This is a genomic window from Pseudomonas sp. R15(2017), from assembly GCF_002112685.1.
In the GTDB taxonomy this organism is placed as follows: domain Bacteria; phylum Pseudomonadota; class Gammaproteobacteria; order Pseudomonadales; family Pseudomonadaceae; genus Aquipseudomonas; species Aquipseudomonas glycinae.
On sequence record NZ_NEII01000002.1, the window covers coordinates 730,256 to 751,212 of the forward strand.

The 20,957-nt window shown below is 53.5% G+C and carries 22 protein-coding genes; 13 read left to right on the top strand and 9 right to left on the bottom strand.

Annotated elements, in window-relative coordinates; translation table 11 throughout:
- Nucleotides 1-220: 220 nt before the first annotated feature.
- From gspF to gspG, 7 genes are read right to left on the bottom strand one after another with little or no spacing between them, the layout of a single operon-like run.
- The gene (gspF, locus tag CAF77_RS06695; RefSeq protein ID WP_085654186.1) at nucleotides 221-1,432 is read right to left on the bottom strand and encodes a type II secretion system inner membrane protein GspF; all 1,212 of its coding nucleotides are present in this window, start codon (nucleotides 1,430-1,432) and stop codon (nucleotides 221-223) included.
- The gene (gspE, locus tag CAF77_RS06700; protein ID WP_064381210.1) at nucleotides 1,432-2,838 is read right to left on the bottom strand and encodes a type II secretion system ATPase GspE; all 1,407 of its coding nucleotides are present in this window, start codon (nucleotides 2,836-2,838) and stop codon (nucleotides 1,432-1,434) included. Before gspE ends, gspF begins: the two co-directional genes overlap by 1 nt.
- Nucleotides 2,835-5,186: a type II secretion system secretin GspD gene (gene gspD / locus CAF77_RS06705; protein ID WP_085654187.1), complete on the bottom strand. Its 2,352-nt coding sequence runs from the start codon at nucleotides 5,184-5,186 to the stop codon at nucleotides 2,835-2,837. Before gspD ends, gspE begins: the two co-directional genes overlap by 4 nt.
- Nucleotides 5,183-5,728: a type II secretion system protein GspM gene (gene gspM / locus CAF77_RS06710; RefSeq protein WP_085654188.1), complete on the bottom strand. Its 546-nt coding sequence runs from the start codon at nucleotides 5,726-5,728 to the stop codon at nucleotides 5,183-5,185. The genes gspD and gspM overlap by 4 nt, the downstream gene beginning before the upstream one ends.
- On the bottom strand, nucleotides 5,721-6,866 hold the full coding sequence (gene gspL / locus CAF77_RS06715) for a type II secretion system protein GspL (protein WP_085654189.1): 1,146 nt from the start codon (nucleotides 6,864-6,866) through the stop codon (nucleotides 5,721-5,723). Before gspL ends, gspM begins: the two co-directional genes overlap by 8 nt.
- Nucleotides 6,863-7,816 (bottom strand): type II secretion system minor pseudopilin GspK, encoded by a 954-nt coding sequence (gspK, locus tag CAF77_RS06720; protein ID WP_085654190.1) that lies wholly within the window; start codon nucleotides 7,814-7,816, stop codon nucleotides 6,863-6,865. The genes gspL and gspK overlap by 4 nt, the downstream gene beginning before the upstream one ends.
- Nucleotides 7,817-7,824: 8 nt before the next feature.
- On the bottom strand, nucleotides 7,825-8,283 hold the full coding sequence (gspG, locus tag CAF77_RS06725; protein ID WP_011334561.1) for a type II secretion system major pseudopilin GspG: 459 nt from the start codon (nucleotides 8,281-8,283) through the stop codon (nucleotides 7,825-7,827).
- 146 nt (nucleotides 8,284-8,429) lie between these two features.
- Between gspG and gspI the strand changes: the two genes are divergently transcribed.
- From gspI to CAF77_RS28865, 13 genes are all read left to right on the top strand, one after another.
- Nucleotides 8,430-8,810, top strand: a complete 381-nt coding sequence (gspI, locus tag CAF77_RS06730; protein ID WP_011334562.1) for a type II secretion system minor pseudopilin GspI — start codon at nucleotides 8,430-8,432, stop codon at nucleotides 8,808-8,810.
- Between the two features lie 961 nt (nucleotides 8,811-9,771).
- Nucleotides 9,772-10,134 carry a DUF6124 family protein gene (locus CAF77_RS06740; protein WP_007959368.1) on the top strand — a complete coding sequence of 121 codons (363 nt, stop codon included), beginning with the start codon at nucleotides 9,772-9,774 and terminating at the stop codon, nucleotides 10,132-10,134.
- Nucleotides 10,135-10,510: 376 nt separating this feature from the next.
- Complete coding sequence (locus CAF77_RS06745) at nucleotides 10,511-11,008, top strand: PAAR domain-containing protein (RefSeq protein ID WP_085654191.1); 498 nt, start codon at nucleotides 10,511-10,513, stop codon at nucleotides 11,006-11,008.
- Nucleotides 11,009-11,011: 3 nt separating this feature from the next.
- A complete protein-coding gene (locus CAF77_RS06750; protein ID WP_218190056.1) occupies nucleotides 11,012-11,617 on the top strand; it encodes a hypothetical protein in 606 nt (201 codons plus the stop codon).
- The gene (locus CAF77_RS06755; protein ID WP_085654192.1) at nucleotides 11,614-12,012 is read left to right on the top strand and encodes a hypothetical protein; all 399 of its coding nucleotides are present in this window, start codon (nucleotides 11,614-11,616) and stop codon (nucleotides 12,010-12,012) included. The genes CAF77_RS06750 and CAF77_RS06755 overlap by 4 nt, the downstream gene beginning before the upstream one ends.
- Nucleotides 12,013-12,421: 409 nt before the next feature.
- Entirely contained in the window at nucleotides 12,422-13,087 is a 666-nt protein-coding gene (locus CAF77_RS06760) for a putative phage abortive infection protein (RefSeq protein WP_256576134.1), read from the top strand.
- Between the two features lie 143 nt (nucleotides 13,088-13,230).
- Nucleotides 13,231-14,103 (top strand): hypothetical protein, encoded by an 873-nt coding sequence (locus CAF77_RS28845; RefSeq protein ID WP_139831563.1) that lies wholly within the window; start codon nucleotides 13,231-13,233, stop codon nucleotides 14,101-14,103.
- A gap of 56 nt (nucleotides 14,104-14,159) precedes the next feature.
- Nucleotides 14,160-14,501 carry a hypothetical protein gene (locus tag CAF77_RS28850; RefSeq protein ID WP_139831564.1) on the top strand — a complete coding sequence of 114 codons (342 nt, stop codon included), beginning with the start codon at nucleotides 14,160-14,162 and terminating at the stop codon, nucleotides 14,499-14,501.
- Nucleotides 14,410-15,363, top strand: coding sequence for a DUF4238 domain-containing protein (locus tag CAF77_RS06770; RefSeq protein ID WP_085654195.1), 954 nt, complete (start codon nucleotides 14,410-14,412; stop codon nucleotides 15,361-15,363). The genes CAF77_RS28850 and CAF77_RS06770 overlap by 92 nt, the downstream gene beginning before the upstream one ends.
- Before the next feature lie 307 nt (nucleotides 15,364-15,670).
- Nucleotides 15,671-16,420, top strand: coding sequence for an HNH endonuclease (locus CAF77_RS06775; RefSeq protein ID WP_218190057.1), 750 nt, complete (start codon nucleotides 15,671-15,673; stop codon nucleotides 16,418-16,420).
- Entirely contained in the window at nucleotides 16,405-17,034 is a 630-nt protein-coding gene (locus CAF77_RS28855; RefSeq protein WP_139831565.1) for a hypothetical protein, read from the top strand. Before CAF77_RS06775 ends, CAF77_RS28855 begins: the two co-directional genes overlap by 16 nt.
- A gap of 8 nt (nucleotides 17,035-17,042) precedes the next feature.
- Nucleotides 17,043-17,435 carry a hypothetical protein gene (locus tag CAF77_RS28860; RefSeq protein ID WP_139831566.1) on the top strand — a complete coding sequence of 131 codons (393 nt, stop codon included), beginning with the start codon at nucleotides 17,043-17,045 and terminating at the stop codon, nucleotides 17,433-17,435.
- A 272-nt stretch (nucleotides 17,436-17,707) separates the two neighbouring features.
- Nucleotides 17,708-18,310 (top strand): hypothetical protein, encoded by a 603-nt coding sequence (locus CAF77_RS28865; RefSeq protein ID WP_139831567.1) that lies wholly within the window; start codon nucleotides 17,708-17,710, stop codon nucleotides 18,308-18,310.
- Between the two features lie 94 nt (nucleotides 18,311-18,404).
- Here CAF77_RS28865 and CAF77_RS06780 read toward each other — a convergent pair whose 3' ends face one another.
- On the bottom strand, nucleotides 18,405-19,205 hold the full coding sequence (locus CAF77_RS06780; RefSeq protein ID WP_170928925.1) for a DUF4435 domain-containing protein: 801 nt from the start codon (nucleotides 19,203-19,205) through the stop codon (nucleotides 18,405-18,407).
- Nucleotides 19,206-19,246: 41 nt separating this feature from the next.
- The gene (locus CAF77_RS06785) at nucleotides 19,247-20,545 is read right to left on the bottom strand and encodes an AAA family ATPase (protein ID WP_085654198.1); all 1,299 of its coding nucleotides are present in this window, start codon (nucleotides 20,543-20,545) and stop codon (nucleotides 19,247-19,249) included.
- Nucleotides 20,546-20,957: the final 412 nt, after the last annotated feature.

A 20,957-nucleotide genomic window follows, 5' to 3' on the forward strand; every position in this document is an offset into this window, starting at 1 on the left:
AGGAGAACCCGAGGATGGCTGGATCGAGGCTCGGGTGATGGAGAATCCTTTGCAAAAATGCTGAATTATTTATTGCTCTGACTGGCCCTATCGCTGGCAAGCCAGCTCCCACAGTGGTCGGTGTTGTTAATGCAATTTTCTTCCCAACACAAAAATCTGTGGGAGCTGGCTTGCCAGCGATAGCGCCCGCACAGACAACATCCAACCAACAGACACACTACTACTGCACCAACTGGTTGATCTCAATGATCGGCAACAGCACCGCCATCACAATCACCAACACCACCCCGCCCATCACCACAATCATCAGCGGCTCAAGCAGTGCCGTCATACCCATCGCCCGGCGCTCGATATCGCGGGACAGGGTTTGCGCCGCACGTTCCAGCATCGGCGGCAGCGCACCGGTTTTTTCGCCGCTGGCGATCAGGTGAATCAGCACCGGCGGGAACACGTTCTCCACTTTCAGCGCGGCCGCAAGGTTGACACCCTCTCGCACCTTGGCGGTGGCCTCATTGACGCTCAGGCTCAGACGATCATTCGACAAGGTCTGCCGTGCCGCCTCCAACGCGCGCAACAACGGTACCCCGGCGCCGCCGAGAATCGCCAGCGTCGAGGCGAACCGTGCAGTGTTCAGCCCCAGCACAAAGCGCCCGATCAGCGGCAGCTTCAGTACCCGATGATGCCAGCTCAAGCGTGCCGCCGGATTGCGCAGATACAGACGCCAGCTCCAGAACGCACCGGCCATGACGCCCGCGCACAACCAGCCCCAAGCGCGGATGAAATCACTGGCATTGAGCATCGCCAGCGTCAGCCCCGGCAGATCCTGCCGCGCCTGGGAAAACGCGCTGACCACCTGCGGCACCACATAACTCAGCAGGAAAATCACAATGCCGATCGACACCAGCCCGACCACGCCCGGATAGATGAACGCGGTAAGAATCTTGCCGCGCAGGTTGTTGCGCTCTTCGATGTAATCCGCCAGCCGCTCCATCACCTGCGCCAGATCGCCGGACTCCTCGCCCGCCGCGATCAGCGCCCGGTAAATCTCCGGAAAATCCCGTGGCCGCGCCGCCAGCGCTTCGGCCAGGCGCATACCGCTGCGTACGTCTGCGCGAACGGCGCTGAGGGTGTGGGCGATGTGCTTTTTCTCGGCCTGCTCGACCGTGGCGCTCAACGCAGCTTCCAGCGGCAGACTGGCGCCGAGCAGGCTCGACAGCTGGCGGGTGGCCCACGCCAGATCGTTATCCGAGAGCCTGGCGCTGAACAATCCACCGCCGCCATGCTGGGAGACATTGCTTTCCTTCTCCACCGACAACGCCGTCAAACCCCGACCGCGCAACACGCCAAACGCCGCGCCCTGACTCTCCGCTTCCAAATGCCCGGACTCGATCTTGCCGCTGGCATCGGCGGCCTCAAAACGATAGCGATTCATCAGGCGTCCCGTGTCACACGAAGGATTTCTTCCGGCGCCGTGGCACCGCTGCGAATCCAGCGCTCGCCGTCCTCGCGCAGGCTGAACATCCCGGCCTTGCTCGCCGCCGCACGCAACGCCTGCTCCCCTGCGCCTTGGTGAATCAGGGTGCGGATGTCGTCATCGATGCAGAACAATTCATGAATGCCGGTCCGGCCGCTGTACCCGGTGTGATTGCACGCCGCACAACCGACCGGGCGCCAGGTGCCGGGCGTCGCCGGGTCTTCCTGTTTGCACTGATTGCACAGCCGCCGCACCAAGCGCTGGGCCAGAACGCCGAGCATCGACGAGGCCAGCAGAAACGGCTCGACGCCCATGTCGACCAAGCGGTTGACTGCCGACACCGCGTCGTTGGTGTGCAGAGTCGCGAGCACCAAGTGACCGGTCAGCGAAGCCTGCACCGCGATCTGCGCGGTCTCGAGGTCGCGGATCTCACCGATCATGATGATGTCCGGGTCCTGCCGCAGAATCGCCCGCAACGCCAGGGCGAAAGTCATGTCGATTTTGGCGTTGACCTGAATCTGGCTGATGCCCGGCAGGTCGTATTCCACCGGGTCTTCCACAGTGAGGATGTTGCTGGTGCTCGCATCCAGTCGTGCCAGCGCTGCATACAGACTGGTGGTCTTGCCGCTACCGGTCGGGCCGGTGACCAGCACGATGCCGTGGGGCTGGCGGATCAGGTGATCGAGTTTGGCCAGCACCTGCGCGTCCATGCCCAGGGTTTCCAGTTGCAGGCGCCCGGCCTGCTTGTCCAGCAGACGCATCACCACCCGCTCGCCATGACCGGTGGGCACGGTTGAGACACGAATGTCGATCGGCCGCCCCGCTACGCGCAACGCAATGCGGCCGTCCTGCGGCAGGCGTTTTTCGGCGATATCGAGCTGCGCCATGATCTTGATCCGCGACACCAGCGCACCGTGCAATGCCTTGCGCGGCGAGACCACGTCGCGCAGGGTGCCATCGACCCGGTAGCGCACCACCGAATGGGTTTCGAACGGTTCGATGTGAATGTCGCTGGCCTCGTCCCGCGCCGCTTGGGTGAGCAACGCGTTAATCATGCGGATCACCGGCGCGCCGTCCTGGGTGTCGAGCAGGTCGGTGATTTCCGGCATGTCCTGCATCAGGCGGTCGAGGTCGACTTCGTTTTCCGCCGCGCCAACCACCGCCGCCGCGCTGCCGGTGTCGGCGTAGGCCGTGGCGAGCAAGCCGTCGAGTTCGTCATCGCGCACCCGCTCAAGCCTGGCCGCGCCGAACTGCCGCCGCACCTCGCTGATCGACCAGCCCGGCGTCGACGGGCACACCGTCAGCACGCCGTCGCGCAGCAGAATCCGCTGCGCCTTGGCCCAGGCGTAAGGCAATGCGCTCATTGCAGCGGCACCGCTTTGATCGTCGCGCGCGGGCCGGACACCGGTGCTGGCACGCCTTGGGCAGTGGCCGGCAATTGCGGCGCCTGCATGTCCGGCATCGCCCAGCTGCGCTCCGGTTGCAGACCGCCCTGAGCGCGGCGCATGAAGTCGTAACGGTTCAGCGTGATGCTGCGCCCCGCCGCGCTGTCGCGGATGATGTACGGGCGCAGGAACACCATCAGGTTGGTCTTGGTGATCGAGCGGCGTTCGTTGCGAAACAGCGCGCCCAGCCCCGGAATGTTCGAGAGCCACGGCACCGCGTCATTGCTCTGGCTGTAGCCGTCCTGCAGCAGACCACCGAGCACCATGATCTGCCCGTCATCGAGCAGGATGCTGGTGTCGAGCGCGCGTTTGCTGGTGACGATCCCCGCCGAATTGGCCGCCGCCGAGGCGCGTTCGTCGATGCTGCTGACTTCCTGATAGATGTCGAGCTTGACCGTGCCGCCCTCGGAAATCTGCGGACGTACGTTGAGCTTCAAACCGACCTCTTCACGGGTCACGGTCTGGAACGGGTTGTTGCTGGTGCCCCCGCCGCCGGTGACGTAACTGCCGCTGACAAACGGGATGGTCTGGCCGACGAAAATGCTCGCCGCTTCGTTGTCCAGGGTCAGCAGGTTCGGCGTCGACAGCACGTTGGTGCCGCCCTTGCTCTTCAGGGCCCGGGCCAGCACTTTCAGGTCGAGAATCTTGCCGATCCCGGGAATATCGACGGTGCCGTTGACGTAGCCGAGGTTCAGGCCTTGCGGCAGCACATCGAGGCTGGTCTTGCCGTTGACGTTGATCCCCGAGCCGCCGAGGTTGGCGCCGCCGATCACGCCTTTGCCGCCGAGGTTGCCGGTCTGCCATTGCACGCCGAATTCGCTGGCGTCGTCTTCGCCGACTTCGACGATCAGGCTTTCGATCACCACTTGTGCGCGGCGCTGATCGAGCAGGTCAATCACTTCACGCAGGTTGCGATACAGCGGTTCCGGCGCGGAAATCAGCAAGGTATTGGTGGTCGCGTCTGCCTGAATGGTCACACCGCCAGCGCTGAAGGCAACGTTCTGTTCGCTGCTTTGCGCATTGCCGCTGCCGCTGGTGGCGCTGCTGCCCTGAGCGTAACTGCCGCCGGTGCTGCCGCTGTTGGTGGTCGAGGTGCTGCCGTTGGTTTGCGTACCGCTCTGGCCGTTTTGCCCACCGCCCGAGTTGGTGGAGCTGCCCATGTTGCTGAGCACCGAGCGCGCATTGTCGCTGGTGCCGCTGTCGCTCTCGCCGGTCAATAAACCGCGCAGGGCCTGGGCCAGTTTGCCGGCCTGAGCGTTGCGCAGATACACCACGTGCAGATTGCTCGGGTTGCTCTGGGCGTTGTCGAGTTTGTAGATCAGGTTGCGCGCCAGCTCCGTACGCTCGGGGCTGCCGGCGCGGATGATGATGGTGTTGGAGCGCGGGTCGCCGATCACTGCGATTTTCTGCGTCGGGTCGTTGCCCGGCGCATCGAGCAGGTCGGCCACCATCGGCGCGATGTCGGCGGCGATACCGTTCTGGATCTGCACCACGTCGGTGTCGATGGCGCTCGGGGTGTCGATGCCCTGGATCAGTTGCGCGACCCGCGTGAGGTTCTCGGCGTAGTCGGTGACGACAATCGTGTTGTTGCCCGGATAAGCGTTGATCGGGTTGTTCGGCGAAACGATCGGGCGCAGCACCGGGATCAGGTTCACCGCGTTCTCGTATTGCAGGCGGAACGTGCGGGTGAGCATGCCGTTGCCGGCCGGTTTGTCGGCGCTGTAGATCGGCCCGCCGAGCAGTTTGGCGTCGGCCTCCGGCACCACCTGCGCCACACCGCCCACATCCACCACGCTGAAACCCTGCATGCGCAGCGCCGCCAGCAACATGTCGTAAGCCTGATGCGCCGGCACCTGGCCTTCGGAGACCAGCGTCAGGTTGCCCTTGACCCGAGGATCGACCAGAAACTGTTGGCCGGTGGAACGGGACAACGCCCGCACCACCGCTTGGATATCCGCATCGACAAAATTCAGCGTCACCGGTTGATCGCCCAACGGATTGGCCGGCAACGTCGTGCCGCGCGCCGAACCGCCGCTGCGGGCGCGTTCGGTGATGTTGTGCAATTGCTTCGGCGCAGGTCTTGCCTGAGCCTGCGCACGCTCGCGGTCGAGCACCGCGTCGCCACTGCGCTGGGTGTTGGCCAGCGGCCGGCCGAGTTCGCTGTCCACCAGCAGCGGCGGTTGATTCGGTGGCGTGGTGTTGCTGCACGCGCTCAATGCCATCAACAGCATCGGCAACGCCATGCGTTTGGACCCTGACCCCTTCATGAAGCTTCCTTAGCGCCCAGCGCCTGATCCATGCGTACGGTGCCCGACAGAGTGCCGGCGGTGTCATCGGTCGCGGCGTCGTCTGCGCGTTGCAGGCGAGCCTCGACCACTTGCAGTGAAAAATTCCGCGGTTGGCTCAGCAGCCAGTCGAGCACGGCGTCGGCCGGTGCCGCGTCGAAGGTCAACTGCCAGCCGGCGGACGCGGCCGCCAATTGGTAATGGCCGCCCAGTCCGCTGGCCTGCAACGTTTGCTGCAGCGTCTGTTCCAGGTTTTGCCCGTCGGGGCGCACGCTGACGTCGCGCAACAGCACTTCCAGCGCTTCGGCCTGGGCGCGCAGTTTCGGGGTTTCGACTTGCGAGGCGGCGATCTTCTTCAGCGGCGGCTGAACCAACGCCACCCACACAAACAGCCCCAGCAACAGCGCCGCCATCCCACCGACCATGCGTTTTTCCCGCACGGCCAACGGCTGCCAACGGGCCTGCAACTGAGTATTGAAGCGCTGCCAGCCGGCGCGGTATTTCGCAAGCGATGGGCTATTCATCTTCGGCTCCGCTGCTGTCGTCGTTGTCGGTGGCGGCGGTCGCCTCGCCGGCCGGGCGCAGGACCCAGCCGTCGTCATTCGGGCTGATGCTGATGCCGGCCTGGGCCAGCGTGCCTTGCCAATCCTTGTCGTTGCCCGAACGCCGGGCCTCGGGCAGCAAGCTCAATTGCAACGCACCGTCGACAAACTCCAGCCGCTGTACCGCACCGGCCATGGACGGCATGCCGCTGCCGGCCTGCGACACCAGCCGCGTGAAATCCTGCCCCGGCGCATCCACCGCGCCTTGCTGGCGCGCCGCGATTTGCTGACGGGCCTGTTGCAGCGGATTGAGGATCACCGGCAACTCGGGAAACGCCTGCTTCACCCGCTGCGCCATCTGCGCCTTAAGCTGCTGGCCCTGCCCGGCCTCGCGAGCGGCGTACAGGTTCAAACCGATCACCCACACCCCCAACGCCAGCGCACAACAACCGAGCGCCCTGCCCCAACCACGAGGTTCGGTGCCCGGTTGTTGAATGCCGCCGTGCAGGCCCCAGTTCGGCAACGGGCCGGCGAGTTGCTGTATGTCGGCCAACGTCGATTGCACCGCCTCAGGCGCGCCGTCACCGATCCAGTGCGCCGGCAGACCGGTTTCCAGCAGCCACGCTTCGTCGATCATCGGCTGCACCTGCGCCGCATTCGGGCCGTGGCGCAGCAACAGATGATCGTCGTGCAAGCAACCGACGCCGCCCGCCATCACCGGCAAGCTATAGGCCGCCGGGTACAGGCCTTTGAGGTTCAAACCGAACTGCCCGAGGTGCTGCAAATCCTTGCGTGCTACCCAGGCAATCTGCACTTGGCCGCTTTCATTGCGGGTGCTGTGGGCAATGTGCATCTCGGCGCTGTCACCGAGCATCAAGGCCTGCGCCGCACATTGCACCGCCGCAGCAGTTTTGTTCGCGGGCAGCGGCGGCAAATCGATGCTCGCCAACAGGCTGTCCGATGGGTGCAGAAAGCACACCAGCGGTTGCTTCGGCAGCGCACCAAGCCGCACGCGTTCCTGGCGGGTGACCTGCCCCTGACGATCCAGCCAAGCACACTCCACTTCACTGTCGAGGCTCAGCTCCGCCAGCGGCGGCAAACTCACGCGCAACTGGCTCATACGCCCACCCGCGACCAGATCACTTGTGGCAACCGATCCTCACTGCGATGCAACAACGCATCGAGGCTCACTCGTCGCTGATCGCGCCGCGCCTGCCCGCGCAGCCGGAACCAGTCGCTGGTGATGCCGACCTTGACGCTGGTGATCTCCAGTTGCGGCAGGCGCAGGCGATTGACGAAATCCCCACGATTGATAAACCAGCGCCCGGCGTCACGCTCATTGATCAACGCCTGCGCCCGCTCCAGCGACAGCCCCGGCACATACGCCGCCAGCACCGGCGCGGTGGCCGTGTTGCCGTTGAGCCAAGTGGTCGCCGGAATCACCGTCAGGTACGGCGCGAGCTTCGCCAACACCGCATCGTTGACCCCGTCGACACTGCGCAAGTCTTCAAGCGTGCGCAGCATCGGCAAGGTCGGCGATTGCGGTTTGCGCGACGCGGACGGCGATGTGGCGCGCCCGCTGTCGAAAGTGTTTTTCGCCACAGGCTTGTCCACCACTTGCGCATTCAACAGGTGCGGATAAGAGCCGATCACCCGCTGACTGATACGCCGGCTCAAGCCGCTGTTCACACCGATCAACTCGCACAAGCGCTCGAACGCCTGCACCTGCGCGTCATCGATCCGCTCGTTGGCCACCAGATTGCGCAGGTTGAACTTGCCCTGCTCGTCCTCCAGCCGCCCTTCGAAACCCTGGGTGTTCAACCGCTGCGCCCAGGGTTGATCGAGTCGGGTCAGCGGATCACGCTGCCGCGCATCCCACAACAATTGCCGGCTGATCTCCAACCCGCCGTGCAACACCCAACGGCCCTGCACCCGCAGTTGTTCGGCTTCCAGCGCCCGGGTCGAAACACTCTGGCGCGTCAGCATGCCGGCAGCGATCACCGCGACCACCGCCGCAATCAGCAGCGCACTGATGATCGCCATCCCCTGCTGGTTCGATTGGCTGTTCATGACCGGCCTTACAACTGCCAGGAACCGATGTCGGCATTCACACCGTCGCCGTCAGGCTGGCCGTCGGCGCCGAGGGAAAAGATGTCGATCTCGCCGTTGGCACCGGGGTTGAGGTACTGATAAGGACGACCCCACGGGTCATTCGGCAGGCGCTCCAGGTACGAACGCCAGTTGCTGTTCTTCGCATCGGCCGGCCGCTCCACCAGCACTTTCAGGCCCTGGCTCTGGCTCGGGTAAGTGCCGTGATCGAGGCGATACAGCTTCAGCGCCTGCATCAACCCGCCAATGTCCTGCTTCGCCGCCGTCGCCCGCGCCTGATCCGGCCGGTCGAGCACCTTGGGCACCACCATCGCCGCCAGAATCCCGAGAATCACCACGACCACCATGATCTCGATCAGCGTGAAACCCTGCTGCCCACGAGGCATCCGGCTCGGTCGACTGGGCTGTTTGAACTGCGCGATATCCATCTCGTCATTCCCTGGCTTGATTCGATTCGACGCGCAGTGTTGCAAGAAGATATGTCAGGGATGTTGAAAATCCTCGGGTGTTTTCGTCGTCAAGCCGTCAAGCACGGGCGTTAGCGTCAAGGGCCGCCCGACTGCCCGAGCCCCCGATGCGCACCCCCTCCCCGCAAGCCGGATTCACCCTGATTGAAGTGCTCGTCGCGCTGGCGATCATCGCCGTCGCCATGTCCGCCGCCGTGCGCGTGGCGGGGTTGATGACGCAGAGCAGCGGGGTTTTGCGGGATCGCTCGATTGCGATGATTGCGGCGCAGAGTCGGATGGCTGAACTTCGGTTGGAAGGGAAATTGCCGATGGGGGTTAAGGCGATGGAGTGTGATCAAGGGAGGTTGTTGTTGCGGTGTGAGCAGGTGATCGCAGCGGCAGAGAGTGGGCGGTTGCTCAAGGTTGGGGTGCAGGTTTTTGATCGGGGTCAGGATCGGCCCCCTTTGGCTCGGCTTGAAACGTTGCTCAGCCGCCCGGAACCCCCCTAGCCTGCTCAAAAACGTCAGGCACGATGTATAAGGCACAGATCGGAATCCTTGAGGACCTCGCGCCTCAAATCTCCCGATCTTCACTCACAACCATTGAATCTATTTTCTACTGTTGAACCACTGTAAATGTTCTGGGAGCTGACACAGAACCGTCAGCAGAGGCCGTAATCATGTGTGCCCCCAGAGCAAGCCCACTTAAGACCAGTAACCAATCGCCTGCTGTGTTAGCAGGGGCAGTACCTTTCGGGATTGTTCCATCGCGCACTTCAACTTCTTTCCAGGTTCAGCTCGACCTGCGACTGTCACACTGGTATCAGAGGTTGTTCCGTTTTGATGTACTTCACCGTTGGTATCCCTGATAGAAAGGATCGCGAGTGTGGTTGCATTGGACTTGGATGTAGACATGTCAGTAACTCCGTTTCGTGGGTTTGGTTTGACGGAGTGATTCAATCGTGGGCAGCAGGAAGCGTCACCTGTCAGATCTGACAGGTATTCGGATGTTTACGACTAACGGTCATTTCTCTTGTATTGGTTTTTCACCCTTCTCGATCACTGACTGCCTCCTCTACTGCACGAACGGACGCTGTGCCGATAGCTTGTTTAACCGATTTTTTGAATGCTGTTTAAAGACACCCATCGTTACTTCCTCAAGGCTACAACGCCTTGCGTCATTGCCTACGACTACGCCAGAATCCGCCGGCTTGTGCGTCTGGGGTGCGGGTCTTATCGTTTCCGGGTCACTGAAAACCAGTGATCGGGTTTGGTAGCCCGCACATGAGAGTTGCACAGCATCACCATTCGCGGCGTCGTTTCGTCTCGGCTTTATGGTGGTCATGCACAGGGCACCTTCGGGTGCGCCGGGTTCCTCATGTGCCGGTCTACCAACCTGAGCATGGCCGCCACCTTCGTTTGGTAGCGAAATTGGATGGCCTCCCTTTTTGAAGCATGAGGAGTTACATCTATGTTCAAACCGACACCCAATCCCCCCGAAACTGATCCGGTTTCACCCTACAAATTCCCCGACTCCCGAACCCTCAACGAAGCCGCCGAACGCGCCCTAGACCACTACCTCACCCCGCAACAACGGATCATGGGCAGCCACCACAAACACGACCCCATGTACCTGGCCAACCCGGCGTACAACACCGAATCCCTGCTGGCCAACGCCAGCGAATCACTGGGATCGGCGAGCGAAATGCTCAATAACTTCGCTGCCACACTGGAGCCTGCTCATCGCAAGACTGCGATCGGAATTGCGCAGTTGGTGATGTTGAGCGAGTTGGCGGTGAATCAGGCGTTGGATCATGTTGAGGTGAAGGCGTAAGCGGCTGAGCGCTGTAGATCAACAGCCGGAAAGAAAATGGCCGAGGTTGTCAGGTGTGACTGACGACCTCGGCCAAATGCGTTTTTCTCCGTACAAAAAGCTCCAACCGATCCGAACGCAAACGCATTACCGGCAACTCGATTGAAGATCACTCACAACCCGTCAACCAAAGAATTGTAAGAATTGTTGAGCGCAACATTTGCCTCAGGCATCCTGTGCGACGCAAACGTACATGGGTGGCGGAAGTTTGATGCTCTTCCCCTCCAGAGCACTCTTTCCTGCTCTGCCAAACGTTTGATGTTCGCACTCTCTCAGTGGCCGGAATTTCTAATCCAATCAGGCCAAGGACAACTGAATCTTTGAAAAGGAACTTCCCGTGAGTGGCAAACCTGCAGCCCGAGTGACGGATCCCACCAGTTGCCCGCTCCCGGGGCACGGCACAAATCCAATTGTCAGTGGCTCCCCCAATGTCAATTTCGACGGCCTTCCCGCCGCTCGGATGACCGATAAATCCGCGTGCGGTAGCCCAATCACTGGAGCGGTCAGCTCTACGGTTTTTATCAATGGGCTGAATGCCGCGACTCAGGGCAGTACCGGTGGCCACGGCAACGTGGTTGTAGGAGGCTCCGGCACAGTCATCATTGGCGACACCGTCGTATCCGCGCCCTTCAGCGGCCTGACGTCGATGCCAGTGCACTTCAGCGACAAGTTCAGATTGGTTGATCAAGAGTCGGGCGAACCATTGGCCAATCTTGAATATGCCATTCAACGCGCTGATGGCAGCCTGGAACACGGCGTAAGTGATGAGATGGGCTACACGCATGTAGTGAGTTCGCACCTGCCCGAAACAATCCAACTGTTTCTGGAGGACTAAGGCATGGCTGAAGTCGTAAGCAGAAATGGCCGGAAGATGTCTCCCGTCGCCACCAGAGCGGTGACGCCCGTCAAAGACGAAACCCCGAAAACTGTAGAGCTGGACGCAAAAAAACAGAAACGACGGGCCGAGAACGAAGAGTATTTAAAGGACAAAAACGTCAAAGCCTACTTGTTCGCCATTGGCGAAGCCGAAGGCGGTGACTATCACGCGAAATACGGTCATGGCTGGGCCGAGGGTTTTAAAACCGGAAAATGGACGTTCACTGACGAGTCCACCCACCCGGGCGCCGGCTACGGCGGAAAAACTACGGCATCGGGCTTGTATCAAATCAACGTTACCACATGGCGCGAGTACGGCGAGAAACAGGGACTGACGGACTTTTCGCCCCATACCCAGGACCTTATTACCGTCGACATTCTTCGCACCCTCGGAGTGATCGACAAAATCAAGGCCGGAGACATTCCGGGTGCAATGCCGAAGGCGGCCACAAGGTGGGCGGCACTCCCGGAAGGGCCAGGCAAGAAAAACCACTACCCACCTCAACCGTTCGCCGAGTATCCAAAATTTTTGGCGAGCTACAAATCAGCTGGAGGAACGACTAAATGAAAACCCCGGCCCTCCTGCTGCTCGCAATCTATTGCACGGCTACAAGCCTGGCGTTTGCCGGTGGCCCGCAAGTGCCAAACGACAAATATGGGCCAGCCGGCATCGCCGTCGATGAGCCCTTGTTGTCGGCCAGGTCCAAGTTGATCAAACAAGGATGGAAGCCAACCCGGATGCACACCAACGATAGCTATGAATACAGTGGAGTCGAGCGCGAGCTGGCCGCTCGGAATTTCCTGGAACTCGACACCTGCTCGTTTGATAGCTCGCGCTGCATCCTGTTCTATTCAAAGAAAGGTGCCTGTTTACGCGTCGACACCATTGGTGAGCAGCTTGAAGACATGACGGTTACGCGGTGGATCGATGAATGTCCGGATGTGCCTTCAGACGCTAAATAGCGGTGACGTAAGTTAAAAAAGCAAAGGGACAAGCCATTGAAATAAATCAGTTCCCTTTTTCCGCCCCCCCCTTTTCCCCGAGGCTTGCTAGGCAGGGCATGTACCTCAATACACGATAACGAAAGGCCATATGAACTTTCGAAACTTTTACTAAGTCAATAGCAGAGAAACAGAAATGGATATAAGTAAAATAATTCCCAGCTTCGTCGACGGCACCAAAACAGACGCCATGCAATACTACGGCCTACTTGGTGACTATATAGGTGGCTTTTGGGGCACTTTGATTGGCGCATTCACTCTAATTGCGGTGTTTCTTACGTGGCGAGCAACGCGACATACCGAGTATAGATCGAAGACATATCAAGTATTCGCTGAAATGTTAAGGACCCACGAAGAAATCGTGTCCTCCATGCAAGTTAATGGATTCAAAGGAAGAGATGCCCTTGTTCTTGTATTAAGTGAGTTCTACGCGATATACAGGATTACAAAAGCAGTATCCATTAACGGCGCTGAATGGGACATTAACAGTCGAATAGACATCGCATACACGTATACTTTTTTTGGCCCTCACGTAGTTACCACAAAGGCCTTAAAACACTACAATCAAGAAGAAATAAAGAAAGTAAACGACGCAATAATTGAAGCAAAAAGATCAAATAAAGATTCAAAAAAAACATATTCAGGCCATCAAAACCGACTATCCCACTACTTCAGAAACCTATATTCAGCTTACGTTTTCATTGAGTCATCCAGATTGAGAAAAAATGAAAAATTATCATTAGCAAAAATTCTTAGATCTAAACTATCCAACTATGAGCAGGCAATAACCGCCTTGAATGTCATTAGCAATCTTGGACAGGAGTGGGAGAGATCAAAGATTCTATTGAAATACAAACCCATAAAAAACATTCCTGAAATGTTTTTTACATTTGACGAAGATTTTACGCTAACCAAAAGATTTCCTTACATAAACTTCGAATGGGAATCATCTGTAAAAACCACGTTAAAGTCTCACTCTTTTAGATTGGGCGGTAGTCGCCTTGTTTACATTAGAGAAACCCCAAGAAAAACATGACATGCGCTAATTTTTAATAGACCTATATATTTACACTCCAAGACCCCTTAAAAAACAGAAACGTATTAATGCCCACAAACCGGAGACACCGAATTTAATTATCCAAAACTCAAATCACCACCAAGACGATTACAGCGACCACTATGGCACAAAAAAATAGTTCTCCCGCAAACAAAACCTCAACACAAAAACCAAAGAACCAAAAAAAACCAACAAAAAATAAACGCGTAAATTTTTCACCTAACACTGTAAAACAAATAGCATTTGAGGCTCATTTGTTTTGCTCCAATCCAACTTGTTGCAGATTCACCTCCTATTCAACTTCCAGTGGCAAAGCTAGGGCAATCGCAGAAGCGGCGCATATTAATGCAGCAAGTGCGACAGGCCCACGACCAAGCACGGCGTTAACGAACGACGATCTTAAATCGGCAACTAATGGCATTTGGCTTTGCAAAATTTGCCATGACAAGATTGATGGCGATCAGAGTTTTTACACAGAAGCCATGCTAAACGAATGGAAAAAAACACATTCAGAGTTCGTCCAGAAACTAGTTGGAAAAGATTTCGATTTAGTGCACTTTGAATTGTATGCTCGCAGCCGAAACATAGCCCAGAGCATTAGTTTTTTGGGCTTCCTCGAAGGAAAGCGAGTCTTTTTTGAGGCCTTGGATGTCGAGCACCCAGATCAGGTATTAGAGTCACTTATTGAAATTCGCTCACGAATCACTAACGCAAGAGGGCAAATGAAGCCGGGAGAGACAGCTTCGAAAATCCTTCTTGATATGAATAGAAACATCCGAAACTTCCTGACGGCCAACCCCCAACTTAACAACCTGAAGTGCGACGGCAGTGATCCGGACTTTATTAAGTTCTGGAATGAACTACAAACTCTACGCAGCGACCTTTTACCAAAGGTTATAGAAATGGCAGACGATGTAAAATATGAACTAAGCACTGAACTAAAAGACGAGCACAGACGACTACAAGATTTAAAGCAAATTTACACCCCCACCTAGAAATACTGCTTTTATAAACCACTTATTATTCTTCAATGGGTCGGGAGCGGCCGCTCATGAGCGTCCGCTTTCAACAAAGAGGACTGATTTATTTTCTGAAAATAAATCTGCCCCCTTTTCCCTCGCCCCCTTTTTCCATCTATGGTTATCGCAACTCCACTGCAATACTCTCTAATGGCGGCATGCCAGGTTTATTATCCCCAAAGGCTGGACAAATAGACGGCTCTTTGATTACTGTTCGCATTAGTTTAATGCACTACAATTTTCTTGTTCACACGACACAATCAGACATGGAAGCACAGATTTATGTCAACACCAAAAAAGCACCATTACATACCCCAAGGCTTACTCAGAAATTTTTCATTCGACAAAAACAAGAAGAAGATCAACTTCATTGAAAAAAACTCAGGAAAGCCCCTAAGCAGTAGCATAGGGAAAGTAGCTAGGCAGCAATATTTGTACAGGTATGCTAATGAAGGACCATGTATCGAAAAAAGTTTTTTTGGTGAAATTGACGACTTAGGTATAGTTGCCATAGACAATATCATACGTGGCGCGTCGATCAATACATTGACATCCGATGATCATAGAAACTTACGAAGATTCGTTTCCGCACAAATCTTGAGAGTTCCGGTTACGCTTAAACAATTAGAAGAATTCGAAGAAGATATTTCAGTTGCTTTTAACGGGGATTACTCAGTAATTAAAAATGACTTGCAAGCTGACTTCCTGAACTCCATTTTAAAAGGAGTGGGCCTATACGAGTCTTTGCTGGCCAAAAAAGACATGACTGTAATGTTCTTTAAAGATCCAGCCAATAGCTTTATTATTGGGGATGTACCTGTCATCCAAAGAAATTACGATGGTAAATCCACGTCGCAACTTGGACACTCTCCGGCCATCCCCGTTGTGGACTGGGACTTTATCGCGCTGCCTATTTCACCAAAGTACCTATTGATATACTACAAAAAAACTAGCCACGACGAAATAAAACTGCTTGCATCGGAAAACAATGACTGGCAATTCATACAGTCTGACACTTTCGTGTACGCTCACGCGCATGAACAACTCTCCCTGGGGCTCAAGGAGTACCACAAGAACTGCTATCGGTATATAGAATCAATTGACCCCGAGTACCTAAAAAAATACTCCATAAAGTTTGGGGACAAAATCGAAGTCGCCCGTCCAATAATGGCTTTCACGGACGCTGCCAAGGAACAGATGAGGAGTCTACTTTCTCAGGCATCGAAAGGCGAATAGCGCTGTGTAATACCGCGGAGGCTGAGAAGGTAAGTAGAAAGGGGACTAGAAAAGGGACGGATCTATTTTTCAAAAAATGACTAAAAAATAGATCGCCCCCCTTTTTTTGGTCCGCTTTTTTTCCCCTTTTTTGTTCGAATGGCCTACAAATTTGGCGGGAGCGAACGACACCCAGGCTCTCTCAGCAAATTTTTTCAGCCGAACCGTCCGACGCATAACACGATATGGAAATTGCCTCAATAGGAAAATTCCTCTTGCTGTAATACAGTGCATGGCACGATACGACAACCTTCAAGGAGATTGGTACATGACACTCGACCGCCAAGGACGGATTCTATTGAATTATCTCGTTGGCAAGCTCCCACAGATAACGCCAGGCAGACCACAGGGTTATGTGGGGTACAAAAAAATTCACGATGATCTAGGGCTAGCGATGGAGCGCGGAACATTTGGCGAAAGCTTGCAGGCGCAAGGCTTGAATAATTTGGCAGCTTGGACAGCTGAATTGGAGCTGCCTGCAATTACAGGGTTAATTATCGATCGCGACCCCGAGAAGATGCGCCCCGGACCAGGCTACTTCAAATTGTTCGGTCGAAGAGACGAAGACTACCCGTGGTGGGAAAGCGAAATCAGGAAAGCGAAGGAGTTCGACTGGGCACAATTTATAGCGAATGATCCACCGCCTCCTACCCCGCCAGCGATTGATTTAACAGAGCCACCGGGTCGCGTAGAAACCACAGTGAGCCGCATCATCCGCGATAGCCTCCTCTCCCGACGTATAAAACTACTACACGACTACAAATGCCAGCTATGCCAGCATTCAATCGAGTTACCGACCGGCCTATTTTATGCAGAGGCGCATCATCTTCAACCGCTCGGCGCACCACATAATGGGCCGGATATCGAAGCAAACCTCATATGCTTATGTCCGAATTGTCACGTCGAACTTGACTATGGCGCCCGCAGCCTACGTATTGAAGACATCACCGAGGTTTCCGAACATGTGATTGACCAACGGTTCATCACCTATCACAACGAAAAGTGCTTCAAGCAATAGATCTGCATGCAACTGGGATCGTGCAAATAAAAAGGGGACTAATAAAAAGAATCAAAAGGAATCAAAAGGGGACTGATTTATTTTATAGAAAAAATCTAAAAATAGATCAGTCCCCTTTTGCGTGGATAGAGTCGGCATTATCAAAACAAACCGGCGATATTCTTTACAGAGATATTCAAGCTGCTTTGGCAGATGCTTTCTCATCAATCCCTAGCCAGACTCCATACTTTGTTAATCAGGGGTCCGGCCTAGAGACATTCAGCGCAGTCACAGAAGAAATGCGTGAATTAAGTGCTGCACGGATCATTGACTTATCTCCACTTAATAATGAAAAAAATATAGAGGAGATACTGAAGTATGAGATTTCAAAGAATGACTCTAATCATGTAGATCACGCAGATGCAATTGCAGCGGTAGAGACTAGCTTTGATTTACTAGCAAGCAAGAAAATCTCAGATACGTTAGTAAGCAAATTTTACAAAAAAACGATTCTAACAAGCTTAAAACTTGTAGACCTCCCGCAGACCAAGTTGTTTTCCGCTTTTGGAGAAAATCAAGGCTGGGAAAAAAATATTTTATTGATATACAGCATGAGACGTACACAGCTAAAATAAGCAACCCAATGAACTTATTGGGGTATGGCGATACAGGAAAGGCTTTTACGGTAGAAAGGAGTCGTCCTTATTTTATTATATCTACCGAAGCACTGCCGATTGAGGCCGTAGTAATTTCTTTAGATTCCAACAACCCCTCACTACCCTCTTACAGGACATACATAGGGTTAATTCACTCACATACCGAAATTATGATCTTATCTTCAACCGCCTCGCTTACTCAAAAAGGCTGGAACAAAACAGAAATTGATACCAGTGAGATAAAGTGGGAGTATCAAAGCGCCTCCTGGAAAACTGTAGTTGCCAGCCCTTCAGTTCTCTGGGAACGAGGATTAGATGCTGCATTAAATAAGATTCGAGAAAACCTTGAGGGAATTGCTAAGAAAGCAAGCGCGGATTAGCAATTCTACTGAAAATGGGGACGGGTTTATTTTCCGAAAGTAAATCCGCCCCCATTTCTTGTAAGATTATTAAAAAATGATTAAGCAAAAAAACAAAAAAAGAGAGCAAAAGAGAACCAATTTACTTGTACAAAATCGATCAAAACCATTATTTTCAGCTATAGATATTAAAAAATTACTTCCCAGCATTTATTATTCATTGCCATTTTGAAATAGAAAAAAGTTAGCCCCCCCCCTTTTTGCTTATAGCGGGGTGCAAATGGAGTTTATAGATGGAAGCGAAAGATTTAATGACATTAGCACTCTCAGGCGGCGCATTGCTTGTTTCGTTCGCAGCGCTATATTTTTCTCAACTGCACAAACCTTCCAGCGCGATGCTGATACTTCTCGAAAGAACATTTACACCTGAGTCAGTTCTAGCGCAACTTGGAGACAATATTTACGACACGCCTAAGAATCGACTTATTAGCCCTGCGATAAGACATCTTCGATACACATTAAGCAACACCGGAAAACAGGCACTATATGTAAAATCTGTTGAGATTCTCAGAGGACCTGATAAGCGCGGGCATATGAGATCAAATCAATCGTTCACGATTTTGTACGATGCCGAGATAACTTCTTGCCTTCTCGACCCAGGGCGGATTCTGCCAATTAATATAAGCCACCCTATCGATTTCAAGCTGCCATCTGACTTTAACTATGCTTTTAATACTTATGAACTAGTCAGCATTGAATTGATTTCGTCTGACGGCGCGCGTTATCAAATATGTCATGACATTTCAGATCTAGGAGCCAGCGGACCAGACTTCCATCATCCTCTGTGGGACGGTGTCGCTCTTGGTGCTCCAGTGAGAGGCTCCGGTTTTATGTAAAAACGATCAATCAGCCCAACTACGAAATGGTTTTTTTAACTAAAAAGTGGGCTGATTTATTTTTTTGAAATAAATCACCCCCATTTTAATTGTTTTATGGATACAAGCGACAAGGATACTCTAGCCCTTTCTGCTCATGCCATAACTTTGAAGATCTATATATTTCGGTCTTCAAGTAATCCTCATCACTAAATGATTGCCTGAGGACGGGCTCAATATGAGCAGCACACACACCCTTTCGGCCACCAAGTACAGATCGCAACCCACCGCAAAGAATATCAACTGCATCATGCCCGCGGACATAGTGCCATGCGGGGACTTCAGGTAAATTAGCGATAACAGCCCTGAGATCTTCAAGACTACTACAGACACCTAATCGAACAGCGCGAGCTAAAGCTGCATCTTCGTCATAGGTCCAGTTTTCTCTAAAGAACTGAATAGGCTTAAACTCTTTCAGACTTACCTTAGCGGTCAAACTATTAGCCGCTCGAATTTTCCCAAATATCATTGCCCGACTCAAGACTGCATCTACTACTGATCCGTTCATTTTTGTGAAATGCCTAACTGCGTTGGCATCTGCGTATTCCGCCAAAACATTCTCGATGCAATTGGCTCGTAGCAAAACGCCTTCAAGATCTCGCGGCTCTGTTGAAATTACATTATCTGGAAGAAGATAGCCTGTAAGCCAGTCATAGTCGTTATCAACGATACCCATGGCCCGAATATTCTGCAGGGTTTTGCTGGAGTTAATACGTTTTACAACCTCAATTAGCTTATACTTACCATTGCAATCAATTAAACTTGTATCGCCACCGATTCTAGGCTTGAAAAACCTAATATCAGTCACTCCCTCCAAAAGCCAAAAAATTGTTTTTGGCTCGGCAGCAATAGTCATGTTTATTTCTGAAATTATATCTCCGACTTCCCTTGTACAAATCATTCCCCACGATCTCCATCATCCAGCGCTTGCATAATTTCGTAGTGATCACCAACGATAAATGGTGAGTGCGTCGCTACCAAAGCGTCGAAACCTACAATGCTGGACATGTACTTCAGATCTTCAATAAAAGTCTTTTGCCAAGCGACATGCAATGAAATTTCGGGCTCATCAATTAATAGCAAAGTATTCGCGGGAGTCTTGAACAAAAGTTCGTACGTTATCACTATCTCATGCTGCTCCCCGGAGGAAAGCGCTTCGATAGGTATGGGATGACCATTAAAAGAATCCAACACAACCAAGCCTTCATCCTTACGGATTGCCAGTTTCTTGTTTGTGAATTTATTTTCGATCAATTTAAGAAGTGCTGAACAGCGAATTGCAAGCTCATTGAATGAGTCGAGTTTTTTCTCACTATCTTGAACGAAGAGGCTTATCGCCTCGAGCTTTGCATCCGACAGAGCGTCAATATCGGACGGCAGCACAGGCCCTTCCAGAGATGCTAAAAGCCCAATAGTGCTCAATTGGGATTGCCGAGTTTCAAATCGAAGCAAGCGCTGTTTTACTTCTGCGGTACTATATGTCGCCTGATTTTCCATAATCAATCGATGGGGAAAGGTTTGATCAAGCTCCTGCGCTCGCTTCGCATATTCAGCATTAACAATTTTAATCTGTTTAACCATATCACTAACGCATTCTAAAATCTTCGCACCACCATTTGCCTCACTTGCAAGCCCAGACAATCTGTGCGTATCAATGATTTTTACCGACAGAGTATTGCGGACGCTATCGAAGTATGCCGAATTAGCCCTTTTCTTTTTCTTCGCGCCGGGAAGATACTCAGCAATTACATCATGAGCTTCAACAAGTGTTCCGTCACGTACATCCCTCCATAAACCTTTCTTTAGCTTAGATAGCCAAGGCTTGGACTCGGCAACGCTTTCCGAGAACTCTAGCATTTTAGTATCGAGACCCTGAGCATGTTCGATTGAACCATCGGGGCGTTGGAAGGTTACATCAACAGCACCGGTAAACACGCCAGTTTTATTTTCTGCTAATTTAGATTGGCGCTGAGCTGTAATTACCAAACCATTGTCCATCTCGATGCGACAGAGCCGGAATGGTATCTTCGAGAGCGCGACCAAATCCCAATCTAATATAAACTTTAAACATTTAAGTACGGCTGTTTTGCCTACACCATTTGGCCCATGAATGATGGTAAGACCATCATTATCTAAGTATATATGGTGATTATAAATTCCATACAACTTTGACAGATATACATCTTTAACTCGCATGAATCACCATAACGTTGCAGTCCTTTGAACGCCCATGATTGCACATTGCCAGCTTTTTGAAATAGGAAGCTACATTTTTTTTCAGGCATGCTATGACCCATCTGTAAGGTGCCCCCCGCAATACACCAGACAGCACGGCGCTAAAGCGTTGACGGTGGCGAAACCGAAATCAGAAATCGTAGCCACTTGTCGCTCCTACCCACGCCAGAGGCGGCTGTTCTGGATGATCGCTGTCGGTCGAAACTAACCACAATCGATCTTCGTTTGAGCATCACTACTTTCGCCCTAGCACTTGAAGCTGAAGTCCAGAAGCCCCCTCCGAAACAGCAAGTTAATTATCTCCGACCTCAAAGATCACGGCCTAACCAACCTAGGCATCTCCACCCCCTCCCCCAACCTCTCCACCCCCAAC

Excerpts from the sequence above, each read along its gene's own strand:
- gspF (WP_085654186.1), bottom strand. The coding sequence starts at position 1,432 with ATGAATCGCTATCGTTTTGAGGCCGCCGATGCCAGCGGCAAGATCGAG.
- CAF77_RS06755 (WP_085654192.1), top strand. The coding sequence starts at position 11,614 with ATGAAAACCCCGGCCCTCCTGCTGCTCGCAATCTATTGCACGGCTACA.
- gspD (WP_085654187.1), bottom strand. The coding sequence starts at position 5,186 with ATGAAGGGGTCAGGGTCCAAACGCATGGCGTTGCCGATGCTGTTGATG.
- CAF77_RS28850 (WP_139831564.1), top strand. The coding sequence starts at position 14,160 with ATGAGCGTCCGCTTTCAACAAAGAGGACTGATTTATTTTCTGAAAATA.
- CAF77_RS06770 (WP_085654195.1), top strand. The coding sequence starts at position 14,410 with ATGTCAACACCAAAAAAGCACCATTACATACCCCAAGGCTTACTCAGA.
- CAF77_RS06775 (WP_218190057.1), top strand. The coding sequence starts at position 15,671 with ATGACACTCGACCGCCAAGGACGGATTCTATTGAATTATCTCGTTGGC.
- CAF77_RS06785 (WP_085654198.1), bottom strand. The coding sequence starts at position 20,545 with ATGCGAGTTAAAGATGTATATCTGTCAAAGTTGTATGGAATTTATAAT.
- CAF77_RS28860 (WP_139831566.1), top strand. The coding sequence starts at position 17,043 with ATGAACTTATTGGGGTATGGCGATACAGGAAAGGCTTTTACGGTAGAA.
- CAF77_RS28865 (WP_139831567.1), top strand. The coding sequence starts at position 17,708 with ATGGAAGCGAAAGATTTAATGACATTAGCACTCTCAGGCGGCGCATTG.
- CAF77_RS06760 (WP_256576134.1), top strand. The coding sequence starts at position 12,422 with ATGCAAGTTAATGGATTCAAAGGAAGAGATGCCCTTGTTCTTGTATTA.
- CAF77_RS06740 (WP_007959368.1), top strand. The coding sequence starts at position 9,772 with ATGTTCAAACCGACACCCAATCCCCCCGAAACTGATCCGGTTTCACCC.
- gspK (WP_085654190.1), bottom strand. The coding sequence starts at position 7,816 with ATGAACAGCCAATCGAACCAGCAGGGGATGGCGATCATCAGTGCGCTG.
- gspE (WP_064381210.1), bottom strand. The coding sequence starts at position 2,838 with ATGAGCGCATTGCCTTACGCCTGGGCCAAGGCGCAGCGGATTCTGCTG.
- gspI (WP_011334562.1), top strand. The coding sequence starts at position 8,430 with ATGCGCACCCCCTCCCCGCAAGCCGGATTCACCCTGATTGAAGTGCTC.
- CAF77_RS28845 (WP_139831563.1), top strand. The coding sequence starts at position 13,231 with ATGGCACAAAAAAATAGTTCTCCCGCAAACAAAACCTCAACACAAAAA.
- gspL (WP_085654189.1), bottom strand. The coding sequence starts at position 6,866 with ATGAGCCAGTTGCGCGTGAGTTTGCCGCCGCTGGCGGAGCTGAGCCTC.
- gspM (WP_085654188.1), bottom strand. The coding sequence starts at position 5,728 with ATGAATAGCCCATCGCTTGCGAAATACCGCGCCGGCTGGCAGCGCTTC.
- gspG (WP_011334561.1), bottom strand. The coding sequence starts at position 8,283 with ATGGATATCGCGCAGTTCAAACAGCCCAGTCGACCGAGCCGGATGCCT.
- CAF77_RS06780 (WP_170928925.1), bottom strand. The coding sequence starts at position 19,205 with ATGACTATTGCTGCCGAGCCAAAAACAATTTTTTGGCTTTTGGAGGGA.
- CAF77_RS06750 (WP_218190056.1), top strand. The coding sequence starts at position 11,012 with ATGGCTGAAGTCGTAAGCAGAAATGGCCGGAAGATGTCTCCCGTCGCC.